General features: G+C 62.1%; 8 protein-coding genes. All 8 read right to left on the bottom strand.

The window, feature by feature from the left end; genetic code table 11:
* Positions 1-143 precede the first annotated feature (143 nt).
* Positions 144-902: a PIG-L deacetylase family protein gene (locus F8N80_RS08655; protein WP_150783689.1), complete on the bottom strand. Its 759-nt coding sequence runs from the start codon at positions 900-902 to the stop codon at positions 144-146.
* A 71-nt stretch (positions 903-973) separates the two neighbouring features.
* A complete protein-coding gene (locus F8N80_RS31140; RefSeq protein WP_191632888.1) occupies positions 974-1,138 on the bottom strand; it encodes a hypothetical protein in 165 nt (54 codons plus the stop codon).
* Between the two features lie 12 nt (positions 1,139-1,150).
* Complete coding sequence (glgX, locus tag F8N80_RS08650; RefSeq protein WP_150744103.1) at positions 1,151-3,313, bottom strand: glycogen debranching protein GlgX; 2,163 nt, start codon at positions 3,311-3,313, stop codon at positions 1,151-1,153.
* 114 nt (positions 3,314-3,427) lie between these two features.
* Entirely contained in the window at positions 3,428-3,781 is a 354-nt protein-coding gene (locus tag F8N80_RS08645) for a DUF2934 domain-containing protein (protein ID WP_150744104.1), read from the bottom strand.
* Positions 3,782-3,802: 21 nt separating this feature from the next.
* Complete coding sequence (locus F8N80_RS08640; protein ID WP_150783688.1) at positions 3,803-6,598, bottom strand: malto-oligosyltrehalose synthase; 2,796 nt, start codon at positions 6,596-6,598, stop codon at positions 3,803-3,805.
* Positions 6,595-8,673, bottom strand: a complete 2,079-nt coding sequence (malQ, locus tag F8N80_RS08635) for a 4-alpha-glucanotransferase (RefSeq protein WP_150783687.1) — start codon at positions 8,671-8,673, stop codon at positions 6,595-6,597. Before malQ ends, F8N80_RS08640 begins: the two co-directional genes overlap by 4 nt.
* Positions 8,670-10,466 carry a malto-oligosyltrehalose trehalohydrolase gene (gene treZ / locus F8N80_RS08630; protein WP_150783686.1) on the bottom strand — a complete coding sequence of 599 codons (1,797 nt, stop codon included), beginning with the start codon at positions 10,464-10,466 and terminating at the stop codon, positions 8,670-8,672. The genes malQ and treZ overlap by 4 nt, the downstream gene beginning before the upstream one ends.
* A 13-nt stretch (positions 10,467-10,479) precedes the next feature.
* Entirely contained in the window at positions 10,480-12,066 is a 1,587-nt protein-coding gene (gene glgA, locus F8N80_RS08625; protein WP_150744108.1) for a glycogen synthase GlgA, read from the bottom strand.
* Positions 12,067-12,214: the final 148 nt, after the last annotated feature.

The following is a 12,214-nucleotide window of genomic DNA, read 5'->3' as shown; positions in this document are numbered from 1 at the left end:
TACCACGCAAGCACTGGTGATACTGGCTCGCAAACTCGCTCGAATCGTATTCGCCCTACTGAAAGGGCAGAGCGAATACCAACCGAAAGCAGGTTGAGGCTTCCCCTCAACCATAGAATCTCCCACAGTTGATCGGCGTTGGTTCAGATGAATACGATTTCATAGGGCAAGCGTATCCGCTCCAGCAATACCCGGGGCAGCAGCGGGGCGAGGCCGATCGCCGGTTCGCCGTCGAGCTGGCTGGCATAGGCATGGGTGGCGTGGCTTTTGCGCGCGACGGTCCAGGTGTCGAGCCGGATCTTGCGCGCCCGATGCCAGGGAATCAGCCCACGATCACGGGATGGCCAGTGCCAGGCCCATAGCGGCACTTCGTGAAACGTCGCACCGACCAGGTCGGCCGCCTTGGCGCTGGCCCGGCCGACGGCATCATGGTCATCATTGCCGTCCTCGCCCCAGGTGCTGAACACCACGTCGCCGGGCCGCAAGTAACGGGCAATGAATTGGGTCAACTGAAGTTCGCGCTCGGCCAGGGCGTTGTCGGTGAAGCCGCCGCGAATCCACTTCAGGCTGTGCATCGGTAACCCGAGCCGGCGCAAGGCTTCGACGCTTTCCTGAGGGCGAAACACACTCAGGCGTTTTTCCGACCACAGTTGCGAGCCCGGATGGCTGGCGCTGCCGTCACTCATCGAGATCAATTGCAAGGGATGACCCAAGGCGCTGAGCAACTGCAGCAAGCCGCCGCAGGTCACTACTTCATCACCGGGATGCGGTGCGATCACCACGGCACGCGCACCGGGAGGGACCAGGGTTTCGGTGTTGATGAAGGGGATGGTGTCCAGCTGAGGGGCGCTGTTCCAGATCTGCGCGCACTGGCTGCTTTCATTGATGGAAACAGGTTTCATCGGGGCTACATCCTTGTTTGATTGCAAAGTGCAGCGCTCCAAACCCTGGATTGCCGCGAGCAGAGTATTGCTCATGTCAGGCCATTCGTCGCGTCGATACTCCATCTGGTACGTTTTTTATCTTCCTGGCCAGGAGGCAATTCGGTGGTCTCGGCGTAGCCGAAGGGTTGCAGCAACCGGTCCAGTACGTAAGGCGCCAGGACCGGCGGCACGCCGATTTGCGGGTCGCCTTCCAACAGCGGCCCCTTTCATTCGTCAGCCTCACGCTGCAATTCGAACAGCAGCAGCGAACGCCCGGTGACCGAGTACTCGTGGCCGAACTCGAAGCGTTCCTGACCGCGAATGGAGGGTTGATTGGTGTCGATCATGCAGGTCCAGAAACCGCCATCGGGTACTTCCGGGAGCAGGAAATTGACCACGTCATGATGGGCATTGACCACCAGCAGCAGGGTTGCGTCGGCACCTTTGCGGCGGATCCCGGTCTCCTGGGCGCGGCCGTCGAGCAGCATGCCCAGGCAGCGGCCATGGGCTTCCTCCCATTGTTCGATGGTCATCTCGCTGCCATCCGGCGCCAGCCAGGTAACGTCCTTGACCCCGATGTCTTCGTTGTAGTTGCCCACCAGGAAACGCCCGCGACGCAGGATCGGGTACGCCAGGCGCAGCTTGATCAGGCGTTTGACGAACTTGAGCAGGGCCTTGCCGTCTTCGCTCAGGTCCCAATTGACCCAGCCGATCTCGCTGTCCTGGCAATAGGCGTTGTTGTTGCCTTCCTGGGTGCGGGCGAATTCGTCGCCGGCCACCAGCATCGGCGTGCCCTGGGACAGCAGCAGCGTGGCGAAGAAGTTGCGCATCTGCCGCTGGCGCAGTTCATTGATCTCGGGATCGTCGGTGGGGCCTTCGACGCCGTGGTTCCAGGACAGGTTGTTGTTGCTGCCATCCTGGTTGTTCTCGTCGTTGGCTTCGTTGTGCTTGTCGTTGTACGACACCAGGTCGTTGAGGGTGAAGCCGTCGTGGGCGGTGATGAAGTTCAGCGAGGCATAAGGCCGCCGCCCACGCTGGTTGAACATTTCGCCGGACGCGGTCATGCGGTGGGCAAAGTCTGCCAATTGGCCATCGTCGCCTTTCCAGAACGCGCGCACAGTGTCGCGGAATTTGTCGTTCCACTCGACCCAGCCCGGCGGAAAACCACCGACCTGATAACCGCCGGGGCCGCAATCCCAGGGCTCGGCAATCATCTTCACCTGACGCAGCACCGGGTCCTGGCGGCAGGCCACGAGGAAACTGTGACGTTCGTCGAAACCGTCGTGGTAACGGCCGAGAATGGTCGCCAGATCGAAACGGAAACCGTCCACATGCATTTCCGTGGCCCAGTAGCGCAGGGAGTCGGTGACCATCTGCAGCACACAGGGGTGACTCAGGTCCAGGGTATTGCCGGTGCCGGAATCGTTGATGTAGTAGCGTTTGTCGTCGGGCATCAAGCGGTAATACGAGGCGTTGTCGATGCCACGCATGGACAGGGTCGGGCCCTGTTCATTGCCCTCGGCGGTGTGGTTGTAGACCACGTCGAGGATCACTTCGAGATTGGCTTCGTGCAGGTGCGCGACCATCTCCTTGAATTCGGCGATCTTGCCGCTGGCCAGATAACGCGGATCCGGGGCGAAAAACGCGATGCTGTTGTAGCCCCAGTAATTGGTCATGCCTTTGTGCAGCAGGTGCTGGTCATTGACGAAGGCATGGATAGGCAGCAATTCCACGGTCGACACACCGAGCTTGCGGATGTGTTCCATCACGTCATCGACCATCAACCCGGCGAAGGTGCCACGCTGGCTCTCGGGGACGGAGGGGTGACGCATGCTGATGCCGCGTACGTGAGTCTCATAAATGATCGTCTTGTCCCACGGCACGCTGACACGATGGTCGTGCCCCCAGGTGTGGGCCGGGTCGATCACCTTGCATTTGGGCACGAAGGGCGCGCTGTCGCGCTCATCGAAGCTGAGGTCGGCGTCGGGGTGGCCGATGGTGTAGCCGAACAACGCTTCGGACCATTTCAAACCGCCCACCAGTTGTTTGGCATAGGGGTCGATCAGCAATTTGTTGTGGTTGAAGCGATGACCGTTGGCCGGATCGTACGGACCATGGACGCGGTAGCCGTAGATCAGCCCCGGATGCGCATCCGGCAGGTAGCCGTGATAGATCTCGTCGGTGTACTCCGGCAACTCGATGCGTTCCAGCTCGACTTCGCCGGCATCATCGAAGATGCACAATTCAACCTTGGTGGCGTTGGCGGAAAACAAGGCAAAGTTGACCCCCAAGCCATCCCAGGTCGCGCCCAGCGGAAAGGGCAAACCTTCACGGATTCGAGAAGGCGTCTCGACGTGAGGTTCTGGCGCGGATTTCTTTGGACTGCTCATAGAGGCTCCTGCAAAGGGGGGTAATGCTTGGCTCTGGTATTTTTTCGAGGACGAGCGAGCCCCGCGGTGGCGAGGGAGCTCGCCACACATTTATTCAGGACCGGTAGGGAAGCGTTAGACCGCGGGTGGTTTACGCGCGGTGCGAGGCTTCTTCGCGGCAGCTTTTTCACCGGGCGGGACCACCGATGACGCTGCGGCCGGCTTGGCCTTCGCCTTGGTTTTCGGCTCGGCGCCCTTGCCGTCTAGCGACTTGTCATTGACTGGCTTGCCGTCGGGCTTTTTCGTCGCCGGTTTAGTCGCGGCAGTTTTACTGCCAGCGGCTTTCGACGACTTGTTCGGCGACAGGGCTTCGGCCTCAGCCAGTTTGCGGGCCATTTCCCAGTGACGGGCTTCGTGGCCCTCGGGTTTACCTTCAGATTCCCAGATCTGATAGGCAAACTCGCGGATGCGTTTATCTTCGGTACTCATCGCTATGCTCCTGAACTGCACTCAAGTGTCGGTAGTTTGGATAAAGAGATTGACCGGGAAATCCCCCAGCGCAGCGCTGATCATCAGTTCCCCTTGGGTTGTGACTGCTCCGCTGGCAAAAAGTCCCTTCAAATGTACATCAGTGGTGGCGACCGGTAATTTGACTCGCGTATCGCCCCACAGCCGCGCGTCAATTCGCGGTTCGGTACTGTTTTTCAGCAGTTCGGCGCAGCGAATCGGTACGATCACGATCGCCCGTTTGCCTTCCAGCGAGCGGGCAAACGCCAGCACCCGCTGCGCCTGGCCGCCGATAACTTCCAGGGCTTGATACGCCCCTCGCCGAAACAGCTCGGCGTGTTCGGCCCGCAGGTTCAACACCTGGGCGATCAGGCTTTGCTTGATGCGCCCGTCCCGCCAGGTCGTCAGCAGCTCGGGTAAGCCCGAGCAGGCGTGCAAGGCCTGTTGCCGATCAGCGTAATCCACCGGCCGCCGGTTGTCCGGATCCACTAGCGAGAAATCCCAGTACTCGTTGCCCTGATAAAGATCCGGTATGCCCGGCACGGTCATGCGCAGCAAGGTTTGCGCCATGCCGTTGAGTGCGCCGGGAGCGGCGAGGGTGTTGACCGCCTTGCCCAGGGCTGCGCGCAACAGTTCACCTTCGGGACTTAGCATCAGTCGTTGCAGGAACTGCTCAACCGCTTGTTCGTAAGCGTCGTTGGGCGCGCTCCAGCTGCTTTGCAACTTGGCTTCGCGCAAGGCTTTCTGTTGCCACTGCCAGAGACGGTGAGCGTACGCCTCGATCGCTAGTGGATCTTCACTGCGCAAGTCGAGCGGCCAGCTGCCGAGGATCGCTTGATACAGGATCAACTCGTCACCCGTCGATGGCATCTGGTCGTCATTGCGCAGAGGTCGGGCCAGGGCTTGCCAGAGCGGCACTTGCTCGGCGTACCAGGCACTGCGTTCGCTCAACACCGCCAACCGCGCACGGGTGTCTTCCCCGCGTTTGTGGTCGTGGGTGGCGGTCGCCAGCAAATTATCGGGAAACGTTTCGAGACGGTTGATGCAAACGGCATGGAAATCGGCGACCGGCGCACTGAACTGCTCGGTGCTGAAACCCACGTCATTGCGCGACAGCAACACTGCCGAGCGATAGAACGCGGTGTCTTCCACGGCCTTGGCGGCGGCCGGCGAGGTCAATTGCTGAAAGCGTACGCAGGCGTGCTTGAGCATCTTGCGCTGGCGACCCGCCGGGCGTTTGCGCCACGGTTCACCGCCGAGCCAGCGGGCCAGGCAATCGAGCACCGGCCAGTCGGCCTCGCTGAGCGATTGCCGGGCACCGTCCATGGCCTGCTGGAAAAACACATCGTCTTCAGCGCTGCGGCCACGGGGGCTGATGTAGGTGCGATACGCCGGGAAGTGCACGATCAGTTCCTGCAATGCCCGCCGGATCGCGCCGAGGGTCAGGTCGCGGGTCATCAGGTCGTCCCGGGCGACTTGCAGCAACGCCTGGGCGACACTCTCGAAGTCCCCGGCGAGGGAACCGTTGAGGATTTGCTGGCGGGCCAGTTGCGCTTCCTGGCGAAAATCGGCGGGCCGTTGGCTGTATCGGCTCCAGAGTGTGCCTAAGGTCCGGGCACCTTGAGGGTCGTGTTGCAGCAGCGACAACTGGTTCATGAATTCATAACCGGTGGTGCCATCGACGGACCAGTCGCGGTGCAGGGTTTCGCCTTCGCCGAGGATCTTCTCGACGTAGATCGGCAGGTGCCGGTCCGGTGACAGCCGATCGACCCTGCGCCGCAATTTGCGGCAGTAACCCCGTGGATCGGCAAGGCCGTCGATGTGGTCGATGCGCAGACCGTCGACCAGGCCTTCGGCCACCAGCTCGAAGATTTTCGCGTGGGTCGCTTCAAACACCGCCGGCCGCTCGACCCGCAGTCCGCCCAGCTCGTTGATATCGAAAAAGCGCCGCCAATTGATATCGTCCGCCGCCGTGCGCCAACTGGCCAGGCGATAGCTTTGGCGCTCGAGCAAGTCGTGCAGACGCTCGAATCCCTCGCGAGTGAGCGAATCACACGCATCCAGGTTGCGCTGGATCGCTTGCGCAATGGCCGGATCAGCGGCGAGTTCGCGCAGTTCTGCCTTGAGCGGGATCGCCAGGCTGTGCGCGTCCGTCTGGTAGCTCAAGGTGCTGAAACGGTCTGCCAGGGATTTGAGTTGCCCGGCTTGCTCGGCACTCAGCTGATCGTCAGCCTTGAGCAATTCGCCGTAACTCGTCGGGCAGATCGGGAAGTGATGCTCGTAGTGTTCGACATGAAACGCGCCGTGCCGGGCATCGAAGCGCAAGGGCAGGGTGCCGTCCTGCAGGGCGACGCCGTAATCGCTGCCGAGAAAGGGCAGCAGCAGCTGGCCTGCCATCAACGGATCGGGCGAATGCCACTGGATATCGAAGAACTCGCCGTAGGGACTCAGGCGGCCCCATTCCAGCAAGTCCAGCCACCAGGGATTGTCGCCGCCGCCGACCGCCATGTGGTTGGAAACGATGTCGAGGATCAGCCCCATCCGGTGCTCACGCAAGGTGTTGACCAGGCGGCGCAATGCCGCTTCGCCGCCCAGCTCGGGGTTGACCGTGGTCGGGTCCACCACGTCGTAGCCATGCATGGAGCCGGGGCGCGCGCTCAGCAGGGGTGAAGCGTAGAGGTGGCTGATGCCCAGGCTGGCGAAATAGGGTATTAGCGGCACCGCCTGATCCAGGGTGAAGCCTTTATGAAACTGCAGTCGCAGGGTGGCCCCCAACGGTTGGATAAGCGCTTGATTCATTGGTCACGCTCGGCCGCCTGAAGTCGCGCGCAGGCGAGCAGCTCCAGACGCCGGGCGGCGTCCGGGGCATCGAGTAAGGTTTCGCTGTCACCGGGCAAGCGTCGGGACCAGTTGGGATGGGCGTCGGTGGTGCCGGGCAGGTTGGCCTGCTGTTCGATGCCCAGGGCATCTTCCAGCGGCAGCAGCACCAGCGGCGCCGGAGTATGCCCGAGGAAACGGATCGCGGCGTCCAGCACCTGATCGGTTTCATGGGACTCCTCGCGAAAGTTCTGTGGATCCTCGCACAACACCCGGCGCAAGCCCTCGCGCTCGCGTTCGCGGTGCTGGCGCCATTCGATTTCACCCGGGGCGTCGACCAGGCCGAGACGGGCATTCCAGTCGATATCGTGGCCATGCCACCAGCCATTGAGGGTCGGCAAGTCATGGGTGCTGGTGGTGGCCAGTGCGTTGTCCGGCCAGTCGAGCATTGGCTTGAAGTGCGCGTTGTCCTGTTCAAACAGCAACACGCGCATGCCGAGGATCGAGCGGGCGATGAGTTTTTCCCGCAGGCCGTCCGGCACCGTCCCGAGGTCTTCGCCCAGCACGACGGCCTGATGGCGATGGGATTCGAGGGCCAGCAAGCGCAGCAGATCGTCCACCGGGTAATACAGGTAGGCGCCGTCAGCGGGTGGTGCGCCATTGGGAATCACCCACAGCCGTTGCAGGCCCATGATGTGGTCGATGCGCAGGCCACCGGCATGGGCGAAGTTGTCCCGGAGCATTTCAATGAAAGCACGAAAACCGTTGCGTACCAGGCCTTCGGGGGAGAACGCGGAAATACCCCAGCCTTGGCCGGTGCGGTTGAGAATGTCCGGTGGTGCGCCCACGGTCAGGGAGGCGAGCAATTCGTCCTGGCGACTCCAGGCCTGGCTGCCGCCGCCGTCGGCACCCACCGCCAGATCGGCGATCAGTCCGATGCTCATGCCGCTGCTGCGGGCGGCCGTTTGTGCGCGCTCCAGGCAGCGGGTGATCAGCCATTGGCAGAAGGCAAAGAAGCCGATGCGGGCGGCGTTCTCTTCGGCAAACCCGGCGAGGGCGGCGCTGCGCGGGTCGCGCCATTGTTCGGGCCACTCGCGCCAGTCGAGACCTTCACCCTTGTCGGCGCGGTTTTCCTGAATGGCTTCGAAGCGACAGTGGTTTTCCAGAGCTTCGCCACCGGCGTGGCGAAAGCTGCAGAAGTCTGCATGCAGCGGGTGTTCGCCCTGGACAAACCCTTCGTACAGCGCCTGCAGCAGACGATGCTTGGCCTCGGCGGCCATCGGCCAATCGATCAGTGGCAGTTGTTCAAGGTGCTTGAGTTCGGCGGCGAGCCCCGTGGTATCGATCGCCGCCCGTAAGGCGCGCTCGCCGAGAATCAGGCCCGGTGCGGCGTAGAGGCTGTTGAGGAACAGCCGGCTGGACGGCGAATAAGGGCTGTAGCGATGGGTATCGCTGGCAAACATCGCATGCAAGGGGCTGATCGCCAGCGCTTCGGCACCGCGCTCGCCAGCGACCCGGGCAAGATCTTCCAGGGCCTGGGTGTCGCCGAATCCGCCGTCGCCTGGACGACGTAGCGAGTACAGCTGAACGCTGAGGCCCCAGGCCCGCGGGATCGGGCTGCCGACCGCGTCGCCGACGCTGTAGCAGCGAGCCGGCGCAACGGCCAGGGTAAATGATTGCCCGTCGATGCTGACGTGCTGGTAACCGACTGGAACCAGGCCGGGCAGAATCGCCTCGGCGTCCAGTGTCAGGTTGAGCCGCGAGCCATCTTCAAGGTGGATCTCGCAGGGCGTTTGCGGCTCGAAGTAATGCGCCAGATTCAGGCCGACTCCGACGTCTGCGGTCATCAGCGGCGGCAGGTGGCGGGTCTGTTGCACTTCCAGCAATTGCAGCAGGCTGGCGTCGATTTCCTGTGCGGTGCCGGCGGGGTGGCCGAGCCCGGTGAGGACGTTGCGCAAAACCGATGGGGCGACTTTCTGTGGGCGGCCGTTGGCGTCGATCCAGTCGACTGCCAAACCAGCACGGCTGGCCAGTATTTCCAGTTGCGCATCACTCATTGGCGCTCTCCATCCAGGGGTAGCAAAGGGGCTGCGGCCGTGAGGCTGACTAGCGCGCAATACGGGGCAAGCGTGCCCTGGTCCAACAGGCCCGCCGACTGTGGTGGGTGTTCGAACAGCAGCGAAGCGTCGGCCTGTGGTGAGTGGACCACTGGCGTGTCGCTCAGGTTCAGATCAATACGCAGCTGACTGCCATCACCCAATTGCCAGCGTGCCGTCACCGCGCCCTCGGCCAGCACCTCGGCGCCCAAGGCAACAGTACCGGGCAGATGGGGAATGATGTGCTGATGGCGCAGCCGCAACAGTTGGCGATACAGGCCCACCATGGCCGATTGGCCGGTGGCGGTCAGTCTGGGCCGGGAGGCTTCGAAGGTCTGTCGTGCGTTCGGATCGGGAATCTGTTCGCGTTTATGCGGATCGGTAAACGCGCTGAACGCGGCAAATTCGTTGCGTCGTCCTTCGCGCACCAGTTGCGCCAGCTCACCGTGGTGGCTGGTGAAAAACAGGAACGGTTCTTCGGCGGCGAACTCGTCGCCCATGAACATCAGGGGGATCATCGGTGACAGCAGCAGCAGCGCTGTAGCTGCTTTCAACGCGTCGCGGTGGGTCAACTGATGCAGGCGTTCGCCAAAGGCGCGATTGCCGATCTGGTCGTGGTTTTGCAGAAAAAGCACAAAAGCACTGGGCGGCAAGTGACCGCTGGGTTCTCCGCGGGTCGTACCGTGGCGGGTGACATGGCCCTGAAACACGAAACCCTGGCTCAGGCAGCGAGCCAGTTGCTCGGTGGGGTGGTCGGCATAGTCGGCGTAATAGGCGTCGGTTTCGCCGGTCAGCAACACATGCAGGGCGTTATGGCCGTCATCGTTCCACTGCGCGTCGAAGCCTTCCTGCAGCAGGCTGGCCTGGTTGTGCTCGTTCTCCACCGTCAGCCACACATGCCGCGCCGGATCTACCTGCTGGCGAACCCGATGCGCCAGTTCCTGGAGGAAGTCGGGGCTTTCAATGGCGTGGACCGCGTCCAGGCGCAAACCGTCGAAGCGGTATTCGAGCAGCCACATCAGAGCGTTTTCGATGAAGAAGTCCCGCACCTCGCGCCGCCGGAAATCGATGGCCGCACCCCAGGGCGTGTGCTTGTCTTCGCGGAAAAAGCCCTTGGCGTAGCGATGCAGGTAATTGCCGTCCGGGCCGAAGTGGTTGTAGACCACGTCGAGAATCACCGCCAGGCCGTGGCCGTGGGCGGTGTCGATCAGGTGCTTGAGTTGTTCGGGGGTGCCATAGGAGGATTGGGGCGCATAGGGCAGGACGCCGTCATAGCCCCAATTGCGGTCACCGGGAAACTGCGCCAGGGGCATCAGCTCGATCGCGCTAACCCCCAGTTCGACAAGGCGCGCCAGGTGCTTCTCGACTTCACTGAAACCACCGAGGGCACCGACGTGCAATTCATAAATCACCGCCTCGTTCCATGGCCGGCCCGACCAGGTGCTGTGTTGCCAGCGATAGGCCAGGGGATCGACCACCACGCTGTGCAGGTGTATGTCACCGGCCTGGGCGCGGGAGGCCGGGTCGGGCACCTCCAGCTCACCGTCGATGTTGTAGCGGTAACGCGTGCCGGCCGGACAGCGGGTGTTGATCACGAACCAGCCATCGGCCTGAGGCAATAGTGGCAAGGATCGTCCATCTTCCAGTTCGACACTGACGAAAAGCGCATCGGGCGCCCACAAGGCAAAACGCGTGTGTTCTGCGTCCAGCATAATTGCGCCGTGGGGCCAGGTCTCGTGGGTCCGTAGCGGCATCTATGCAAACCTCTTACTGTCTGTGCGATTTACCCAGTGCTCTAGCCACCAGCTGTTCGTAAAGTTCGGCATAGGGTTCGACCGCCTTGCACCAGTTGAATGGCGCGGCCATGGCGCGGCAGCGCATGGCGTTGAGCAGGTCGGGGTAGGCGAATACCTTGAAGGCACGGCGCAGGGCTTCCTGATAGCTTTCAACCGTGGATTCGTCGAACAGGAAGCCGGTCATGCCGTTTTCGATGGTGTCGGCCAGGCCACCGGTATTGCGTGCCACCGGCAATGAACCGAAGCGCTGGGCATACATCTGGCTCAGGCCGCAAGGCTCGTATCGCGACGGCATCAGCAGGAAGTCGCTGCCGGCGAACATGCGCCGGGCGTCGGTTTCATTGAAGCCGATGCGCACCCCGATTTGCCCGGGGAAACGCAGGGCCAGTTCACGCATGGCTTGTTCTTCTTCCGGCTCGCCACGCCCGATGATCGCGATCTGGCCGCCGGATTCGACGATGTATTCGGAGACGGCTTCGGTGAGGTCCAGGCCTTTTTGATAAACCAGGCGCGAGACCACGGCGAACAGCGGACCTTCGGATTCATCCAGGCCGAACAGCTCACGAACGTGGGCGGCGTTGACGGCTTTGCCCTCCCAATCGCCGATCTCGAACGGGCAGAACAGGTGTGGATCAGTGGCCGCATCCCAGCTTTCATCGATGCCGTTGGGAATACCACTGAGCAGGCCTTGCTGGGTCTTGGCGGCAAGAAAACCGTCGAGGCCGCAGCCGAAGGCCGGGGTGGTGATTTCCTGGGCGTAGGTCGCGCTGACCGTGGTGATGTGGCTCGAATAGGCCATGCCGGCCTTGAGGAACGACATCTTGCCGTAGAACTCCATGCCGTCCTGCTGCAGTGCATGGGCAGGAATACCCAGTTCCGGGCATGATCCCAGACTGGTCACGCCCTGATAAGCCAGGTTGTGGATGGTGAACAGGGTCGGGGTGCGCTGTCCACGCCAGTGCATATAAGCAGGCGCCAGACCGGCCGGCCAGTCATGGGCGTGCACCAGGTCCGGGCACCAGTGGATTTGTGCGAGGTTGGCAGCGATATCGGCGGCCGCCAGGCCCAGTCGGGCGAAACGGATATGGTTGTCCGGCCAGTCGCGACCGTTGTTGGCGCCGTAGGGCGAACCTTCGCGCTCGTAGAGTTCGGGGCAGATCAACACGTAAATGACCAGGCCGTCCGGCATGTCCATGCGCCCGATCTTGCAGGGGGGCAGGGCGGCGTGGCCACCCAGCTCGCCAATGATATGAATAGGGTTTTCGCTGTGCAGTACCTGCGGGTATCCGGGAATCAGTACACGAACATCGTGGAGCAGAGCCATGGCCCGGGGCAACGCTGCGGAAACATCACCCAGTCCTCCGGTCTTCACCAGATCGGCAATTTCGGAGGTGACGAACAAGACTTTCTTTCTATTGGGATTGTGCCTGGCAACTGGTGCCAGCGCCTTGGTGCCCGGGACGCTGATCGATTGGGCACTGCCGGCATTCACCACGCTCGATTCGCCGACCTGCTGATAAGCACGTTCTGCCTGAATATCTAAAGCTCCACTGATCATATGACTCTCCCGTATTGTTGATCTAATTCTTAGGTTTGGCAGACGATGTTCCGTGGCCAATTCATATGGCCGGGCGCAAACGCGCTACGCATCGGTCAGCAAACGCTGGCCATGCGCTGAAGCAGTAACGCTTGAAATGGACATTGCA

This window comes from Pseudomonas fluorescens (genome assembly GCF_902497995.1).
In the GTDB taxonomy this organism is placed as follows: Bacteria; Pseudomonadota; Gammaproteobacteria; order Pseudomonadales; family Pseudomonadaceae; genus Aquipseudomonas; species Aquipseudomonas fluorescens_BK.
The sequence above is the reverse complement of the archived record's forward strand: the minus strand, read 5'-3'. Positions and strand labels throughout refer to the sequence as shown.

Excerpts from the sequence above, each read along its gene's own strand:
- glgA (WP_150744108.1), bottom strand. The coding sequence starts at position 12,066 with ATGATCAGTGGAGCTTTAGATATTCAGGCAGAACGTGCTTATCAGCAG.
- treZ (WP_150783686.1), bottom strand. The coding sequence starts at position 10,466 with ATGCCGCTACGGACCCACGAGACCTGGCCCCACGGCGCAATTATGCTG.
- F8N80_RS08645 (WP_150744104.1), bottom strand. The coding sequence starts at position 3,781 with ATGAGTACCGAAGATAAACGCATCCGCGAGTTTGCCTATCAGATCTGG.
- F8N80_RS08640 (WP_150783688.1), bottom strand. The coding sequence starts at position 6,598 with ATGAATCAAGCGCTTATCCAACCGTTGGGGGCCACCCTGCGACTGCAG.
- malQ (WP_150783687.1), bottom strand. The coding sequence starts at position 8,673 with ATGAGTGATGCGCAACTGGAAATACTGGCCAGCCGTGCTGGTTTGGCA.
- glgX (WP_150744103.1), bottom strand. The coding sequence starts at position 3,313 with ATGAGCAGTCCAAAGAAATCCGCGCCAGAACCTCACGTCGAGACGCCT.
- F8N80_RS08655 (WP_150783689.1), bottom strand. The coding sequence starts at position 902 with ATGAAACCTGTTTCCATCAATGAAAGCAGCCAGTGCGCGCAGATCTGG.